Raw genomic sequence first — 17259 nt, 5'->3', positions numbered from 1 at the left:
GAACTCTGTGAGAAGGAGACCCGACACGTGAGCGCCACCACCCCCAGAACCGTTCCCGGCGCCGTCCGTCCGGCCGTCCCAGCAGACGTCCCCCACATCCTCCGGCTCATCAGGGATCTCGCGATCTATGAGAAGGAGCCGGACGCTGTGAAGACCACGGAGGCCGCCCTGGAGGCGAGCCTCTTCGGCGACCAACCGGCGGTCTTCTGCCACGTCATCGAGGACACGCTTCGGGGAACCGTCGCGGGGCCGGGGCCTGAGCCGGCGTCGCTTCCGGCCTCCGGCCCCACCGTGGTGGGCATGGCGCTGTGGTTCCTGAGCTACTCCACATGGGAGGGCACCCACGGGATCTGGCTCGAGGACCTCTACGTGGACCCGGTCATGCGGGGACGCGGTCACGGCAAGAGGCTGCTGTTGCACCTGGCCAGGATCGCGGCCGAGCGCGGCTATGCGCGATTGGAATGGACCGTCCTGGACTGGAACGAGCCGTCGATCGGTTTCTACCGGTCTCTCGGCGCCACCTCCCAGGACGAGTGGACGACGTTCCGGCTCACGGGCGCCGCACTCGAGGACGCCGCCGGCGCCCACCCAATCACCTCGGACGGCCACCGATGACGCCCGGCGCCGCAGGCGATCCCCGCACCTTCGCGCGGCCGGCCGAGGTGATCGCCTCCGGCGTCTGTACCCACCGCGCCGGACCGTCGGCGCGGTTGCTGGACGGGACCCGCATCACCGACCACTGGTTCGACCTGCCCTTGGACCATGCCCGGCCGGAGGGAGCGCTGATTCGGGTGTACGCCCGCGAGTACGTCTCCGGCCTCAACCCGGACACCACAGCACCCCTGGACAGTTCGGCAGACGTCGGGGCAGCCGGCGCAGGGCACGGCCTGCCGTGGCTGTTGTTCCTGCAGGGCGGGCCCGGTGGCAAAGGGGTGCGCCAGGCCCAGCTGGGCGGGTGGATGAAGGAGGTGGCCCAGCGGTTCCGGATCCTGATGCTGGACCAGCGAGGCACCGGTCTGTCCACCCCTGCCAACCGCAACACACTGCCCCTGATCGGCACGCCCGAGGAGCAGGCGGACTACCTGGTGCACTTGCGTGCGCCCTCCATCGTGCAGGATGCCGAGCTGATCCGGCTGATGCTCGGTGCGGAGCCGTGGACGGTCTTCGGGCAGAGTTTCGGCGGGTTCTGTGCGCTGAGCTACCTGTCCTGGCACCCCGAGGGGATGTCCCGAGCCCTCATCACCGGTGGACTGGCGCCGCTGGACGGCCCCCCGGACCGCGTCTACCGCGCCACCTATCAGCGCATGCGTGCGCGCAACGAGGAGTACTTCGGGCGTTTTCCTGAGGACCGTCAGATCCTGGGCCGCGTCTACGATGCCGTTCGTGCCGGCGAGACGGGGGCCGCGCCGTCGGTGTTACTCCCGGACGGGTCGCCCGTCACGGTGGGGCGCGTCCAGATGCTGGGGATGTTCCTCGGGGGCAACACCCGGATGGACCAGTTGCACTACCTGCTCCAGGAGGCGTTCGAACGGGTGCCGGTCGTGCCGGTCAAGGTCGCCGAGGGTGGAGAGGTGATGGCGGGTGCCAGCCAGGACATCCTGTCTGACGTCTTCCTTCACGGCCTGTACCAGCAGGTCTCCCGGGCCACGAACCCGTTGTACCTGGTGATGCACGAATCCATCTACGCCCAGCCGGCTCAGGTCTCGCAGGCGCAGCAGGACTCGCCACCGTTGGCACAACTGGCTTCACCGCCGGAGGACGACGCCACGGACACGGCGTGGGCCGCGCAACGCGTGCTGCGGTCGTTCCCCGACCTCGCGGACTTCGATCCAGACCAGACCGCACACCCGCTGCTCACCGGGGAGATGGTCTTCGACTGGTATGCGGATCTGGACCCCGCCCTCAGACCACTGCAGGCCGTGACCGAAGAATTGGCGCGCCGCACCGACTGGGGCCCCCTGTACGACCTCGAGGCCTTGGCCACCAATACCGTGCCGACCGCCGCAGCGATTTACACCCATGACGTCTACGTGGACCGGGATCTCTCCCTGGAGACGGCTTCCCGGGTCCAGGGCCTGATGGCTTGGGAAACCGACGAGTTCCACCATGACGGCATCGGGGACGACGGCCCGGGCATCCTCCGCCGGCTGCTGGAGATGACCGGCCCATAGTCGGTAGGCAGCGGTTCCCGGCATGCGCCTCTTGACTGGCACAGGGTGCACGAAAGCCCCGGCCCGGATTGTTCCGGGCCGGGGCTTCGACATTGACCACAGCTTTCCGCGAAAGGTGGCGAGACGGGCAACCCTAGATCGTCGGGCCTTCCCGGTCGACGATGTGCTGGGAAACGGGGGCCTCGTGACCGGCAGCCACGGCATCGGCCAGCCGTGTTTCGTGGGCGGTGCGGATCACCCGCGAATACTTGTCCTTGTGCTCGACGAGCTCGTCACGCCACTTCGGCGAGACCTTCTCCGCCGCCCTAGTCCACCGGTCCATCTTCTCGGCAGCCTCGCGGCGCTCTTCGGTGGGTGCCGAATCGTCCAGCTTGGTGTACCGGTAAGCGAACTTCTCGGCATTCTGCAGGGCAATCAGCGACCGGCCCTTCGGGCTGTACAACGAGGCCAGCACCGTGATCACCAGGATGATCACGATCACGACCAGGGACGTCATGGTCGGAATCTCCTGGACCGGCACGTTCTCGCCGCCGTTGATGAACGGCAGGTTGTTCTCGTGCAGGGCGTGCAGGACGAGCTTGACGCCAATGAAGCCCAGGATCGCGACCAGACCGTAGGTGAGGTAGACCAGGCGGTCCAGCAGACCGTCAATGAGGAAGTACAGCTGGCGTAGGCCCATCAGGGAGAACGCGGTGGCGGTGAAAACGATGTACGGCTCCTGCGTCAGGCCGAAGATCGCCGGGATGGAGTCGAAAGCGAAGAGCACGTCCGTTGCACCGATGGCCACCATGACCAACAGCATCGGGGTCATGACCTTCTTGCCGTTCTCGATCGTGAACAGCTTGTCGCCGTCGTACTTGTCCGAGGCCGGCATGATGCGCTTTGCCAGGCGGACCATGACGTTGTCCGCCTCGTCCTTACTCTCGTCCGTGGATAGCGCGCCCTTCAGCTGGCTGCCGGCAATGAGCAGCAGCGCCAGGCCGAACAGGTAGAACACATCCGACCACAGCTCGATGACAGCGGCGCCGACGAGGATGAAGGCGGTCCGGGAAATCAGTGCAAAGGTGATGCCGAACAACAGGACCTTCTGCTGGTCCTCGCGGGGCACCTTGAACGACGCCATGATGACGAGGAAGACGAACAGGTTGTCGACGCTCAGCGCCTTCTCGGTGATGTAGCCCGCGTAATACTCGATGGCATGCTGGGAGTCGCCCAGGGCGAAGAACACCAGGCCGAATACCAGGGCAATCCCCACGTAGATGGACGACCAGATGGCCGACTCCTTGATGGTGGGGATGTGTGCCTTGCGCACGTGGAAGAAATAGTCGAAGAGCAGCAGGGCCACGATGACAGCGATCGTGATGGCCCAGGTCCAGCCGTTGATAACCATGCGGTCACTTTCCGTGAGGAGGGCGGTGCGCGACCCGCTTCCGCCATAATGGGGAGTCGGAAACGCTGCACGCGTTCAGGTGGGTGCCGCAAGTCTCTCCGCCTGCCATGGCCGCTCCCTGTGGGTTACGGTCCCGGCAGGCCACTGCGTCCGGCTGGCTCTCCCCGTGGACAGATCCAGCGTGTTGACGATCGCAGTGTTAGGGATACTCCCCTACGCCGTGGACCAGTGTACCCCGCCTCCGCCCGAAGTCAGGAGTGGCGGCCGTCTCAGGCGTGGCCCTCGCGCTGCATCTGCCGCAGCTCCTTCTTCAGCTCAGACACCTCGTCACGGATCCGCGCGGCCAGCTCGAACTGCAGGTCCACGGCCGCCTGATGCATCTGTGCGCTCATCTGCTCGATCAGTTCGGACAGGTCCTTGGCCGGCAGCTTCGCGAAGTCGGGAGCCCCTGTGCCGCCGGAGCCGTCGGCCGAGTCTCCATCGGCCGCATGAGCGGCCGCGGCGCGCTGTTCATCCGAGATCGTGGCGGTGTAGCCACGTTTGCCCATCCCGTAGTCGAAGCCGGTCTTCACCCCGCCCATGCCGGCGAGGAAGTCCGCGGAGTCGGCGTCCTCCCGAGCGAGCTGGTCGGTGATGTCCGCGATCTTCTTGCGCAGCGGCGTCGGATCGATGCCGTGTTCCTTGTTGTAGGCCTCCTGCACCTCGCGACGCCGGTTGGTCTCGTCGATGGCCTGCCGCATGGAGTCGGTGATCCGGTCGGCATACATGTGGACCTGTCCGTCCACGTTGCGGGCCGCGCGGCCGATGGTCTGGATCAGTGACGTGGAGGAGCGCAGGAATCCCTCCTTGTCCGCATCCAGGATGGACACGAGGGAGACCTCGGGCAGGTCCAGTCCCTCACGCAGCAGGTTGATGCCCACCAGGACGTCGAAGACGCCCTTGCGCAGGTCCCGCAGCAGCTCTACGCGCCGCAGGGTATCCACGTCCGAGTGCAGGTACTCCACCTTGACCCCGTGCTCGAGCAGGTACTCGGTGAGATCCTCGGCCATGCGCTTGGTCAGAGTGGTCACCAGCACCCGCTCATCGCGTTCACTGCGGACGCGGATCTCCTCGAGCAGGTCGTCGATCTGGCCCTGGGTCGGTTTGACCACCAGCTCCGGGTCCACCAGCCCCGTGGGCCGGATGATCTGCTCCACCACCCCGTCGGCCTGGGCCAGCTCGTACTTGCCTGGAGTGGCGGACAGGTAGACGGTCTGGCCGATGCGTTCCAGGAACTCGCCCCACTTCAGGGGCCGGTTGTCCATGGCGGACGGCAAACGGAACCCGTGCTCCACCAGGGTGCGCTTGCGGGACATGTCCCCCTCGTACATGGCCCCGATCTGCGGAATGGTCACGTGAGACTCGTCCACCACGAGCAGGAAGTCGTCCGGGAAGTAGTCGAGCAGGCAGTGCGGCGCGGAACCGCCCGCCCGGCCGTCGATGTGCCGGGAGTAGTTCTCGATGCCGTTGCAGTACCCCATCTCCTGCATCATCTCGAGGTCGTAGGTGGTGCGCATCCGTAGCCGCTGGGCCTCGAGCAGCTTGTTCTGGGACTCGAACTCCTGCAGGCGGTCCCGCAGCTCGTCCTCGATGGCACCGATGGCCCGGTGCATCCGCTCGTCCCCGGCCACGTAATGGGAGGCCGGGAAGATGTACATCTCCTCTTCCTCGCGGACCACGTGCCCGGTCAGGGGGTGGAGGGTCTGGATGGCCTCGATCTCGTCCCCGAAGAACTCGATCCGGATGGCCAGTTCCTCGTACATCGGAATGATCTCGACCGTGTCCCCGCGGACCCGGAAGGTCCCGCGGTGGAAGTCCTGGTCGTTGCGCACGTACTGCATCGCCACGAACTGGCGCAGCAGCGTGTCCCGGTCCATCTCCGCGCCCCGGCGCAGCGTGACCATCTGCTCGATGTACTCCTCCGGGGTGCCGAGGCCGTAGATGCAGGACACGGTGGCGACCACCACCACGTCACGGCGGGTCAGCAGGGCATTGGTGGCGGAGTGGCGCAGCCGCTCGACCTCCTCGTTGATCGAGGAGTCCTTCTCGATGAAGGTGTCCGACTGCGGGACGTATGCTTCCGGCTGGTAGTAGTCGTAGTAGGAGACGAAGTACTCGACGGCGTTGTTCGGTAGCAGCTCACGGAACTCGTTGGCCAGCTGCGCCGCGAGCGTCTTGTTCTGCACCATGATGAGCGTGGGACGCTGCACCTTCTCGACCAGCCAGGCCGTGGTGGCCGACTTGCCGGTACCGGTGGCACCGAGCAGAACGATGTCCTTCTCTCCGGCCTGGACGCGCTCGGCGAGTTCGGCGATCGCCTTCGGCTGGTCACCGGAGGGCTGGTAGTCCGAGATGACCTCGAAGGGGGCGACCTGCCGGTTGATCTTCTGTGCCAGACTCATGGACTCCACCGTACAACTGTTCGAGTCGGACGGGGAGGCCGGTTCACCGCCGGCGGATCTGGTCCCCGCCGAGCACCGGTTCCACGTACTCGTCCCATACTCGGCGCGTGGCGCGGCGCAGGTCCTCCAGGCCGGCGTCGTTGACGATGAGCACGTCCGCTGCGGCGCGGCGCTGCTCGTCCGTGGCCTGGGCAGCGATCCGGGCCCGCGCGTCATCCTCCGTCATCCCCCGGTCCCGGACCATCCGCACCACCCGCTCCTCGGGGTCCGCCTCCACGACCAGCACGAGGTCGTAGGTGCCCGCCTGCCCGGACTCCACCAGCAGCGGCACGTCCTGGACCACGACGGCGTCCGGACCGGCCTCCATGACGAGTCTCCGACCCTCGGCGCGCACCAGGGGGTGGATGATCCCGTTCAGCAGCGCCCTGGCCTCTGGATCGGCGAACACCAGCTTCCCGACGGCGGCGCGGTCCATGGATCCGTCCGCAGCGATCGCGGTGGGGCCGAGGGCCTCACGCACGCGGCCCAGCCCTTCACTGCCGGGCTCCACGACGGCCCGGGAGAGGGCGTCCGCGTCCACCACGATGGCACCGAGGGCGGACAGCTCCGCGGCAACCGTGGACTTGCCGCTGGCGATGCCGCCCGTCAGCCCGATGTGCAGCCGGGGCCTGACCATGCCGTCTTCCGTCTCGTTCACGTTGTTCACTGGGCTCCGCTCTCAGGAGTGGCGCTGCCCGCGGCGGTGGTGGCGCGGTGCTCGTCGAGGGCCGGCTGCACGTAGTCGTCCCAGAAGCGCCGCGTGGCCTCGGACAGGTCGTTCAGGCTCGCGTCGTTGACGATGACCTCGTGGGCGACGTCTCTTCGCTCGGCGTCCGTGGCCTGGGCGTCCACCCGCGCCCAGGCCTCCTGCATGGACATCCCCCGCTCATGCACGAGCCGGTTGACCCTCGCCTCCGCAGTGGTCTCCACGGTGAGCACCACGTCGAACTCACCCGCAGACGCCGTCTCCACCAGCAGGGGCAGGTCGACGACCACCACCGCCTCCGGGCCGGCCTCGCGGGCGATCCGCTGGATCTGTTGCCGGACCCGCGGGTGGACGATGTCATTGAGTCTCTCCCGGGCCACCGTGTTGCCGAAGACGAGCTGTGCCAGGGCCTGGCGGTCCAGTTCACCGTTCTCGGCGATGACCTCCGGGCCGAAGACCGCACGGATCTCCGAGAGGGCATCGGATCCCGGGGCGACGGCCGCGCGGGCCAGCTCGTCGGCGTCGATGACCACGGCGCCCCACTGCGCGAGGTCACGGGCCACGAGTGACTTCCCGGAGGCGATGCCACCGGTCAGGCCGACCGTCAACAGTCCACGGCTCTCCAGCGCCTGTTGCCGGTGGTAGGTGTTCGGCTGGAGTGCCTCGTACTCGGGCTCGGTGCCCACCTCGTACTCCGGCCGCATCACGTACTCGTCAAGGTCGTGCTCGTCCTCATGGGCTCGGCGGTGGTACTCCTCGATCGGCAGCACCTGCTTCCACTGCCGGGTGCGCAGTGGCCGGGTGGTCCCGGCGTCCTCGCGCAGGGCCTGGAGCAGCAGCCAGGCCTGGAACAGGGACAGCGCCATCACCGGGGCACCGATGACGATGATGACCTCCTGGAGCGCGTTCAGGCCGTTCTCCCCCGAGGTCACCAGGATGACGGCGCAGACCAGCCCCACGGACACGGCCCAGAACACGCGTTGGCGTTTCGGGCCCACGTCCTCGTGCCCGGAGGCCATGGAGTCCAGGACCAGGGCCCCGGAGTCGAGTGACGTCACGAAGAAGATGACGATGACGATGAGGGCCAGGACTGCGGTGGCCAGATACAACGGGTAGGACTGCAGGAGCTGGAACAGTGCCGCCTCCACGTTCCCGTCCGTGACGATGGTCTCCGTCAGAGAACCCGCGGTCCCCTCGGCACGGTCGATGGTGAAAGCGCTCAGGCCGTAGATGCCGAACCAGATGACCACGAAGGCCGTCGGCAGGCCGAGGCAGGCGGTGACGAAGGCGCGGATCGAGCGGCCGCGGGAGATCCGGGCGATGAACAGCCCGACGAAGGGCGACCACGTCACGGTCCAGGCGTAGTAGAAGACGGTCCAGTCGCCTGACCACTCACCGCCGCCGAAGGTGTCGTTGAAGAAGGACAGCGCCGGCAGGTGGGACAGGTACGCCCCCGCCGACTCGACGATGCCGCGCACGGTGTCCATGGTGGCACCCCACATGAGCACATAGACCAACAGCACGATCGCCAGCACGATGTTCAGGTAGGACAGGCGCTTGATGCCCTTGTCCAGGCCGGCCAGCGCCGAAGCCAGGGCGATGCCCGTGATAATGGCGACGATGCCCGCCTGCAGCCAGCCGCTGATGGGGACGCCCATGACATAGTTCATGCCGCTGTTGATCTGCATGGCACCCAGGCCTACGGAGACCGCCAGGCCGAAGACGGTGGACAGCACGGAGATGATGTCCACGAGCTTGCCCCAGGGGCCGTGGATCCGGTCTCCGAGCAAGGGCTGCAGGGCCGATGACACGCGCGGCGGCAGCTTGCGCTTGTAGGTGAAGTAGCCGAAGCACAGGCCAGGCACCACGAGCAGGGCCCACATGTGGATGCCGAAGTGGAAGTTGGAGATCGCGAGGGCCTGCGTGGCCGCCTGGTCAGACAGGGGCTCGGTGCCGTACAGCGGCGGGTTGGCGTAGTGGTTCATCGGCTCGGCCACGCCCCAGAACATCAGGGTGGCGCCGATGCCGGCGGCGAAGAGCATGCCGAACCATGCCATTCCGGAGAACTCAGGTTGGGAGTCGTCGTCGCCGAGCTTGATGCGGCCGAAGCGGCTCAGTGCCAGTCCCACCGCGAAGACCACCAAGAGCGTGGTGCCGAGCGTGTAGAACCAGCCGACGTCATAGCGCAGGTAGGTGGAGACCACGCCGAAGGCACCCTGGACCGGTCCCGGGAAGATCGCCATTGCCAGGGTGAAGACGACGATGATCAACGCTGAGATGAAGAAGATGGCCGGGCCGGTGCGCAGACCGAGTCGGTTGTGCAATCGGGTCAGCATGTGGAGTCCCCCTCCGATCGAGCCGTCACCGGCGGTCGTGCCGGGGCGGGTTCACGCTGGCCAACAAACTACCTCATCACGGCCGGATGGTACTCGGCAGTAGAGTGGACGGTATGTCTGTGGAGCAGCCCGGGTCCCGGGCATCACGCTATGCGGTGCTCCCGTCGATCACGATCAGCACCCCGATCGTTCACGAACTGGAGATCAGGCGCTCCCGCTTCATCGGCCACGCCCTGCGCGTCACGACCGAGGACGAGGCCCGCACCTTCATCGCGGCCCTCCGGAAGCAGCACCACGAGGCCAGGCACGTGTGCAGCGCGTTCATCCTCGGCCCGGACCGGGCCGCCATGCGCTCCTCGGATGACGGCGAGCCGGCCGGCACGGCGGGCGTCCCCATGCTGGAGGCCCTGTCCCAGCGCGAGACCCGGTCACGGCCCGAGGGCAACGCGGCGAGGGACCTGTCCGACGTGTGCATCGCCGTCGTCCGCTATTTCGGCGGGGTGAAGCTCGGTGCCGGAGGCCTGGTCCGCGCCTATTCGGACGCCGTCTCCGCCACCCTGGACCAGACCGTGACGGTGACGCGGCAGCGTATGGTGCTGGCCGGCGTCGATGCCCCACACTCCGAGGCCGGACGGTGGGAGAACGAGCTGCGCGCCGCGGGCTTCCAGGTCCAGGAGACGCGCTACGGCTCCGGATCCGCCACGCTGGTGGTGGCCCTGCCCGACGACGGCCGGTCCGGCGCCGCGTTCACCGAGCGGCTGGCGTCCGTCACCGCGGGGACGGCGCACTTCCGCACGCTGGGCACCGAGTGGGTGGACCTGCCGTGAATTCCGTCCCCCGAGGCCAGACCCCGCCGGTCCACCGGACCGCGTTGACCACCGGCTTCGACTTCGCTGCCCTCTCCCGCTGGCCCTTTCCCGAGTCCCCCGACCTCCAGGCCCACGATGCCGCGGACCTGCTGCTGCTGGACACGGCGCAGGCCTGGTGGGATGCCGTATCGCTGGATGACAGCGGCGTCCCTCCGGTCGTCGTCCTCGAGGACCGTCACGGCGCTCTCACCCTGCCCCTGCTGACCGCGGGACATGGCGTCCGGATCGGCCAGGACGCCCTGGCCCAGGAGCGCTCATTCGACGCCAATGTGGCGGCGTTCCGGGACTCCGGTGCGCTGAAGGACGCCGTCCCGCTGAGCCGTCACGGAATCGGCCCCGAGCTGGCGGCCGGGGCGCGCATGATCCTGCTGCAGTTGCCCCGGTCCCTGGACGCCCTGGAGCAGTGGGCGCACCTGATCGCCGAACACGCACACGAGGACGTCCTGCTCCTCGCGGGCGGCCGGGACAAGCACATGACCCCGCGCCAGAACACCGTCCTCGAGCGGTACTTCGCCTCGGTGGTACCCGGCCGGGGCCGGTCCAAGTCCCGGGTCATCACCGCCCGTGGCCCGCGGCGCGGACGCCCCGCCCCGTTCCCCCGGACCGCCGAACACCAGATGCCCGGCCTGGGCCCGGTCACCCTGGCCGCCCACGGGGCCACCTTCGGGGGGACGAACCTCGATCCGGGGACGGCCTACCTGCTCCGGTCGTTGGAGTCCGACCTCCAGCGGGGTGGGCTTGAGTGGGCCGGACGGAAGCGGGCCGTGGACGTGGGCTGCGGCAACGGCACGATCGCGGTGTACTTGGCCTCGCAGCTGGCCGGACTGGATGGCTTGGACGGATTGGACGGGTTGGACGGTGTGAGCGTCATCGCCACTGACCAGTCCGCGGACGCGTGTGCGTCCACCCGGCTCACGGCCTCACTCAACGGGGTCCAGGACCGGATCGAGGTCCGCCGGGATGACGCCCTGTCCACCTTCCCGGACGCCAGCGAGGACCTCCTCGTCCTCAATCCGCCGTTCCACGCGGGCAACACTGTGGACACGCGGATCGCGGTGCGCCTGATGGCCGCCTCGGCACGGGTCCTGCGTCCCGGCGGGGAACTGTGGTGCGTGTGGAACTCGCACCTGATGTACCGGCCTGAGCTCGAGCGCCTCGTGGGCCCCACCCGGCAGCTCTCCCGCGATCGGACGTTCACGGTGACCGTCAGCACCCGCCGCTGACCGGCTGACCGTCAGTCTCCGACGGTGCCGTCCACGGACTCGCGCCCTGCGACTGCCCTGTCAGCCCGGACGCAGACAGGCCCCGCACCGGAGGGTGCGGGGCCTGTCAGGTCGGCGGGTCAGCCCATGGCCGCCCCGTGACTGATCAGCAGATCAGTTGCCGGTGAGCTTCTCGCGCAGGGCGGCGAGGGCCTCGTCGGAGGCCAGGGTGCCCTGATCGGCAACCTGGTTGGTGTCGTCGGAGGAGTAGGAGGCGGCGCCGGACTCGACGTCGGCCGCGACCTCGGCATCCTCGTTGAGGTGGCGGGCCACCTGCTCCTTGTGGGACTCCCAGCGGGCCTGGGCGTCAGCGTACTGCTGCTCCCAAGCGGCGCGCTGGGTCTCGAAGCCCTCGAGCCATTCGTTGGTCTCGGGATCGAAGCCCTCGGGGTACTTGTAGTTGCCCTCGTCGTCGTACTCGGCAGCCATGCCGTAGAGCGCCGGGTCGAACTCGGTGCCCTCCGGATCGACGCCCTCGTTGGCCTGCTTGAGGGACAGCGAGATGCGGCGACGCTCGAGGTCGATGTCGATGACCTTGACGAACAGCTCGTCGTTGACGGACACGACCTGCTCGGCGGTGTCGATGTGGCGGGAGGCCAGCTCGGAGATGTGCACCAGGCCCTCGATGCCGTCCTCGACGCGCACGAACGCACCGAACGGAACCAGCTTGGTGACCTTGCCCGGCACGACCTGGCCGAGGGCGTGGGTGCGGGCGAAGAGCTGCCAGGGATCTTCCTGGGTGGCCTTCAGGGACAGCGAGACACGCTCGCGGTCCATGTCCACCTCGAGCACCTCGACGGTGACTTCCTGGCCGACCTCGACGACCTCGGACGGGTGGTCGATGTGCTTCCAGGACAGCTCGGAGACGTGCACCAGGCCGTCGACGCCGCCCAGGTCCACGAAGGCACCGAAGTTGACGATCGAGGAGACGGTGCCGGTGCGGACCTGGCCCTTCTCCAGCTTGTGCAGGAAGTTGGAGCGGACCTCGGACTGGGTCTGCTCGAGCCACGCACGGCGGGACAGGACCACGTTGTTGCGGTTCTTGTCCAGCTCGATGATCTTGGCTTCCAGCTCCTGGCCGATGTACGGGGCCAGGTCGCGGACGCGGCGCATCTCGACCAGGGAGGCGGGCAGGAAGCCGCGCAGGCCGATGTCCACGATGAGGCCGCCCTTGACGACCTCGATGACGGTGCCGGTGACGACGCCGTCCTCTTCCTTGATCTTCTCGATGGAGCCCCAGGCACGCTCGTACTGAGCACGCTTCTTGGAGAGGATCAGGCGGCCTTCCTTGTCCTCCTTGGTGAGGACAAGGGCCTCCACGCTGTCGCCGACGGCAACAACTTCGTCCGGGTCCACGTCATGCTTGATGGAAAGTTCCCGGGAAGGGATGACGCCTTCGGTCTTGTAACCGATGTCGAGCAGCACTTCGTCGCGGTCGACCTTGACGACGGTGCCTTCGACCAGATCGCCGTCGTTGAAGTACTTGATGGTGGCGTCAACGGCGGCGAGGAAGTCCTCAGCAGTGCCAATGTCATTGATGGCAACCTGCGGGGCGGTGGAGGTAATGGTCATGTAGTAGGGGCTCCGATGTGGATTGTTCACTCGGCCGGGTGACGCGGACACACGTGGGGAACGCGACAACCCGGATAGTGGGTTGATATGAATATTGGTAGCGCACAGAAAGTGCTCGTTCAGTCTAACGACATTGGCAAGTCTGGGTCAAAGGCAGTCCGTCAGAAACCCGTCATGCAGAACACGGGCCGGTCCTGGGACAACAGGGCAGTCAGTTCCGCCGCGGCACCCGGCCGGTGCTCCGTGATCCTCCCGGCTTGCCGCAGCATCTCCGCCGACACCCCGCCGAGGTACACGCTGGAAAGGTCGGCCACCTCCAGGGAGAGGTCTGCCGTCGCCGTCTCGAGTTCCGTCTTGGCGTCGCCCACCCTCACGACGCCGGCCGTGCCGCCCTCCACGGTCAGGCGCCAGATCCCGGCGGCATAGCCGAGGGGGTCCGTGACCTCCAGGACCAGCTCGCCGTCCCGGTGGTACGGCCGGCCCGTCAGGCACGCCGGAACGTCGAGGACGCGCAGCCACAGCTGGTCCGCATGCCCGGTGGTCTTGACCCGGCGCGGGTCCACCAGCAGGTTCTCGAGCAGCCGGTCGTCCGAGGCGAAGCCCCACTCGACCTTCCGGATGAGGTCCAGGTGGACGAGGTAGTCCCAGATCGCCCGGTAACTGGCGGCGGTGCTCGCCACGAGTACCCCGACCTTGACGGTCGGGACCTTCTGGTCCCAGCCGGTGAACGTGTAGGTGACGTACCCGCGGGGTGTGCCGCCGTCGTCGTGATGCACGGCCGCGAGCACCCCGGTGCCCTTGCCATCGTTCTTGGACATCCAGGTGTCCGTCTCGATCACCGAGTAGGCGGCCGTGCGGCCCACGGCACCGGGGCTCTGGCGGTGTGCACGGTCATAGAGTGCCGGTCCCAGGTCCCGCAGGTCCTTCGGCTCGACCATCCTCATGGACCCGGAAACCGGCCCGGCGAGGGCGACCTCACCGCCGGTGTCCACCTCCACCGTGCGTCGGGTGGTGGCCACCCCGAACCCGAACCGCCGGTAGATGGTGGCCTCCGAGGCGCTCAGTGCGGCCACGGGGATTCCTGCAGTGGCGGCTCGGTCCAGCTCGGCCCGCATCATGGCCCTCAGGATGCCCCGGCGGCGATGGGTGGAGCGCACGGTCACGTCCGAGATGAGAAGGCCCTCGATCTCCCGGCCGGCCCCGGTCTGGAGGTGCTTGCTGAAGGAGGCGAAGGTGCCGACCGGCTCGGTGGTCTCCGGATCCGTCCCGGTCTCATAGACGCCCACATAGGTGCGCCGATCCTCCCCATAGAGGGAGAGGACCTGGTCGAGCGCCGCCCCGGTGGGGACCGCCTCGTAGAAGCCCCGCTCGACCGCGGCGATCATGCGGGCACCGCGGGGGTCCTCTGCGGCGGGCCGGCCGGAGGACCGGAAACGGTGCAGGTCCAAGCCGGGCAGGATCTCGGCGGTACGTTCGTCCGTGAACCCGTCCGTGGGCCCGTCCGGCCGGTCAGTGGGCCGCATCATGCCAGCTTCGCCCCACGCCCACGTTCACGTCCAGAGGTACCGTGAGCTGCGCCGCATGGCCCATCTTGTCCTCCAGCAAGGCGGTGGCCGCCTCCAACTCGTCGTCCGGGACCTCGAGGATGAGCTCGTCATGCACCTGCAGCAGCATCCGGGTACGCAGGCCCTGCTCGTTGATGGCCAGCTGCACGTCCAGCATGGCCTGCTTGATGATGTCCGCTGCGGATCCCTGGATCGGGGCATTGAGGGCGGCCCGCTCGGCCATGTCCCGCAACTGGCGGTTGTCACTGTTGAGGTCCGGAAGGTAACGGCGCCGGCCCTTGATCGTGGCCGTGTACCCATCCCGGCGGGCCTGCGCCACCACGTCCTTCAGGTAGTCGCGCACGGCACCGAAGCGGTCGAAGTAGCCCTTCATCAGTCCCCGTGCCTCATCCACGGGGATCTGGAGCTGCTTGGACAGCCCGAAGGAGCTCAACCCGTAGGCGAGTCCGTAGCTCATGGCCTTGACCTTGGCCCGCATCTCACCGGAGACGTCTGCCGGGTCCACGCCGAACACCTGCGCCCCGACGAACCGGTGCAGGTCCTCACCGTCCCGGAAGGCCTGGATCAGGGCCTCGTCCTCGGAGAGGTGCGCCATGATCCGCATCTCGATCTGGGAGTAGTCGGCGGTCAGCAGGGTGCCGTAGCCCTCCCCCACCACGAACACCTCGCGGATCTTCCGGCCGGCCTCGGTGCGCACCGGAATGTTCTGCAGGTTCGGGTGCAGGCTGGACAGCCGTCCGGTGGCGGCGGCCGTCTGTGAGTAGGTGGTGTGGATGCGCCCGTCCTCCGCCACAGTGTCCCGCAGCCCCTCCACCGTCTGCCGCAGCTTCGTGGCGTCCCGGTGGAGCATCAGGTTCTCGAGGAAGGGGTGCTGGGTCTGGTTCAGCAGGTCGTTGAGGGAGTCGACGTCCGTGGAGTAGCCCGTCTTGGTCTTGCGCGTCTTCGGCATGTCCAGCTTCTCGAACAGCAGGGCCTGCAGCTGCTTCGGGGAGCCGAGGTTGACCTTCTCCCCGCCGGTCACCTCCGAGACCGAGGCCCACGCCGACTCCTGGGCCGCCTCCATGCGCTCGGTGAAGTCGGCGAACAGTCCGTCCAGTACCGGGCGGTCCACCGCGATGCCGGCCAGCTCCATGTCCACCATGACCTCGGCCAGCGGGATCTCCAGGTCCAGCAGCAGCTGCTGGCCGCCCCGCTCGATCAGGGCCGGCGAGAAGATTTCGGAGAGCCGCCGCACCATCCAGCCCGCCCGGACTGAGGCGGCCGCCCGGGCCTGGAGGACGGCCTCCTCCGAGGAGGCTCCCGCGTCGGCCGCACTGTCCAGATCCAGTTCCAGCTGGTCCCCCGCCTGGGTCGGATCGTCCTCCATCTCCAAGGTGGACTGCAGATATGTCTGCACCAGGGCGTCCAGTCCGTAGCCGCGGCGGTCCGGCTGGATCAGGTAGGCGGAGAGCAGGACATCATCCACGACGCCGGCCAGCACCACTTCCGTCCCCAGTGCGGTCCGGTGCCCCGCCGCGGAGAGCGCCTTCGCGACGGCCTTGAGGTCGTAGATCGCCTTCGGGTGGCCCGCCTCCGCGAGGTAGGCGGCAAGCACCGGGCCGGGGCCGGCGTCGGGCGTGGTGTCCGAGGATGTGCTCCCGGACGGGAGCCGGAGGTCAACATAGACGGCAGCCTTCGCTACCTTCACTGCCTTCTCGGCCTGCCCGGTGTTCGTGCCAGCGGTGCCGGCACTGCCGCTGACCTCTGCCACCAGCGCGGCGCCGATCGCGACGCCGTAGTCGCCGGGGGCCGGGATCTTGCGCTTGGGCAGGATGGCCGGGCCGTCCAGGACCACGTGCACACCCATCAGGTTGGCGGCGTGCTCGGAGAGGAAGGACTCCAGCGCGGCCACGCCGGCGGCATCCGGGGTGAGGACCGTGAACTCCGGCGTGGCCTCGACCGGGGCGCTCTCCGGCTCGCCCCCGAGGCGCTCAGCCAGGGTGTCGAAGAGGCGCTGACGCACGGTGTTGAACTGGAGCGCGTCGAAGAGCTCCTCGACCTGCTCGTGGTCGGGGTGGGTGAGCTCGGTGGCCTCGAGGGCCACGGGCAGCTCCATGTCCCGCAGCAGGTGGTTCAGGCGGCGGTTGCGCCGGACGTCGTCCGCGTGGTCCCGGAGGGACTGGCCGGCTTTGCCCTTGATCTCGTCGGCGTGCTCGAGCACGTCCTCGACGGTGCCGTAGAGATTGATCCACTTCGCGGCGGTCTTGGGGCCGACGCCCGGGACGCCCGGCAGGTTGTCCGCCGTCTCGCCGACGAGGGCAGCCAGGTCCGGGTAGCGTTCCGGGGCCACGCCGTACTTCTCGATGATGGCGGCGGCGTCCATGGGCGGGATGTCCGAGACGCCCTTCTTCGGGTAGAGCACCGTCGTCTGATCCGTGATGAGCTGGAAGGCGTCCCGGTCCCCCGAGACCACACGGGTGTCCCATCCGGCTGCCTCGGCCTGCGCGGCGAACGTGGCCACGATGTCATCCGCCTCGAACCCGTCCACCGAGACGGTGGGGATGTTCATGGCCTCCATGACCTTGATGATCAGGTTGATCTGCCCGTGGAACTCCTCGGGCGTCTTCGAGCGGCCCGCTTTGTATTCCGTGTACTCCTCGGAGCGGAACGTGGGGGTGTCCAGATCGAACGCGACCGCCACATGCGTGGGCTTCTGCTGGCGGATCATGGTCAGCAGCATGGTGGTGAAGCCGTAGACGGCATTGGTGTGCTGACCGGTGTCCGTGGCGAAGTTGTCCACCGGCAACGCGTAGAAGGCCCGGAAGGCCATGGAGTGGCCATCGATGACCAGCAGGCGCTGGTCGGCGGCCGGTGGCGCGGCGGGAACGGCGGAATCAGGAACGGGATTGCTCGAATCAGTCACGGGTGC

The 17259-nt window shown here is 67.9% G+C and carries 11 protein-coding genes; 4 read left to right on the top strand and 7 right to left on the bottom strand.

Going from position 1 to position 17259, the window contains the following annotated elements; translation table 11 throughout:
• Positions 1 to 27: 27 nt before the first annotated feature.
• Entirely contained in the window at positions 28 to 615 is a 588-nt protein-coding gene (locus tag BOSE125_RS05965; protein WP_159550900.1) for a GNAT family N-acetyltransferase, read from the top strand.
• Positions 612 to 2171, top strand: a complete 1560-nt coding sequence (locus BOSE125_RS05960) for an alpha/beta fold hydrolase (RefSeq protein WP_159550898.1) — start codon at positions 612 to 614, stop codon at positions 2169 to 2171. The genes BOSE125_RS05965 and BOSE125_RS05960 overlap by 4 nt, the downstream gene beginning before the upstream one ends.
• A 133-nt stretch (positions 2172 to 2304) precedes the next feature.
• Here BOSE125_RS05960 and BOSE125_RS05955 read toward each other — a convergent pair whose 3' ends face one another.
• From BOSE125_RS05955 to coaE (BOSE125_RS05940), 4 genes are all read right to left on the bottom strand, one after another.
• Complete coding sequence (locus BOSE125_RS05955) at positions 2305 to 3561, bottom strand: TerC family protein (protein ID WP_159550896.1); 1257 nt, start codon at positions 3559 to 3561, stop codon at positions 2305 to 2307.
• A gap of 269 nt (positions 3562 to 3830) precedes the next feature.
• Positions 3831 to 6002 (bottom strand): excinuclease ABC subunit UvrB, encoded by a 2172-nt coding sequence (gene uvrB / locus BOSE125_RS05950; protein WP_159550894.1) that lies wholly within the window; start codon positions 6000 to 6002, stop codon positions 3831 to 3833.
• A 43-nt stretch (positions 6003 to 6045) separates the two neighbouring features.
• The gene (gene coaE, locus BOSE125_RS05945; protein WP_236557837.1) at positions 6046 to 6699 is read right to left on the bottom strand and encodes a dephospho-CoA kinase; all 654 of its coding nucleotides are present in this window, start codon (positions 6697 to 6699) and stop codon (positions 6046 to 6048) included.
• Between the two features lie 5 nt (positions 6700 to 6704).
• Positions 6705 to 9083: a dephospho-CoA kinase gene (gene coaE, locus BOSE125_RS05940; protein ID WP_159550892.1), complete on the bottom strand. Its 2379-nt coding sequence runs from the start codon at positions 9081 to 9083 to the stop codon at positions 6705 to 6707.
• A gap of 113 nt (positions 9084 to 9196) precedes the next feature.
• Between coaE (BOSE125_RS05940) and BOSE125_RS05935 the strand changes: the two genes are divergently transcribed.
• Positions 9197 to 9910: a YigZ family protein gene (locus tag BOSE125_RS05935; protein ID WP_159550890.1), complete on the top strand. Its 714-nt coding sequence runs from the start codon at positions 9197 to 9199 to the stop codon at positions 9908 to 9910.
• Entirely contained in the window at positions 9907 to 11175 is a 1269-nt protein-coding gene (locus BOSE125_RS05930; RefSeq protein ID WP_236557836.1) for a class I SAM-dependent methyltransferase, read from the top strand. The genes BOSE125_RS05935 and BOSE125_RS05930 overlap by 4 nt, the downstream gene beginning before the upstream one ends.
• 153 nt (positions 11176 to 11328) lie before the next feature.
• Here BOSE125_RS05930 and rpsA read toward each other — a convergent pair whose 3' ends face one another.
• The 3 genes from rpsA to polA all read right to left on the bottom strand — a co-directional run bounded on the left by rpsA (position 11329) and on the right by polA (position 17160).
• Entirely contained in the window at positions 11329 to 12786 is a 1458-nt protein-coding gene (gene rpsA / locus BOSE125_RS05925; RefSeq protein ID WP_159550888.1) for a 30S ribosomal protein S1, read from the bottom strand.
• 161 nt (positions 12787 to 12947) lie between these two features.
• Complete coding sequence (locus tag BOSE125_RS05920) at positions 12948 to 14312, bottom strand: GNAT family N-acetyltransferase (RefSeq protein WP_159550886.1); 1365 nt, start codon at positions 14310 to 14312, stop codon at positions 12948 to 12950.
• Positions 14296 to 17160, bottom strand: coding sequence for a DNA polymerase I (gene polA / locus BOSE125_RS05915; protein WP_236558145.1), 2865 nt, complete (start codon positions 17158 to 17160; stop codon positions 14296 to 14298). The genes BOSE125_RS05920 and polA overlap by 17 nt, the downstream gene beginning before the upstream one ends.
• Positions 17161 to 17259 lie beyond the last annotated feature (99 nt).

The organism is Citricoccus sp. K5 (assembly GCF_902506195.1).
Taxonomy (GTDB): domain Bacteria; phylum Actinomycetota; class Actinomycetes; order Actinomycetales; family Micrococcaceae; genus Citricoccus.
This window is presented reverse-complemented; position numbering and strand designations above follow the sequence as displayed.

Excerpts from the sequence above, each read along its gene's own strand:
- BOSE125_RS05960 (WP_159550898.1), top strand. The coding sequence starts at position 612 with ATGACGCCCGGCGCCGCAGGCGATCCCCGCACCTTCGCGCGGCCGGCC.
- BOSE125_RS05955 (WP_159550896.1), bottom strand. The coding sequence starts at position 3,561 with ATGGTTATCAACGGCTGGACCTGGGCCATCACGATCGCTGTCATCGTG.
- uvrB (WP_159550894.1), bottom strand. The coding sequence starts at position 6,002 with ATGAGTCTGGCACAGAAGATCAACCGGCAGGTCGCCCCCTTCGAGGTC.
- coaE (WP_159550892.1), bottom strand. The coding sequence starts at position 9,083 with ATGCTGACCCGATTGCACAACCGACTCGGTCTGCGCACCGGCCCGGCC.
- BOSE125_RS05935 (WP_159550890.1), top strand. The coding sequence starts at position 9,197 with ATGTCTGTGGAGCAGCCCGGGTCCCGGGCATCACGCTATGCGGTGCTC.
- rpsA (WP_159550888.1), bottom strand. The coding sequence starts at position 12,786 with ATGACCATTACCTCCACCGCCCCGCAGGTTGCCATCAATGACATTGGC.
- BOSE125_RS05920 (WP_159550886.1), bottom strand. The coding sequence starts at position 14,312 with ATGATGCGGCCCACTGACCGGCCGGACGGGCCCACGGACGGGTTCACG.
- polA (WP_236558145.1), bottom strand. The coding sequence starts at position 17,160 with ATGGCCTTCCGGGCCTTCTACGCGTTGCCGGTGGACAACTTCGCCACG.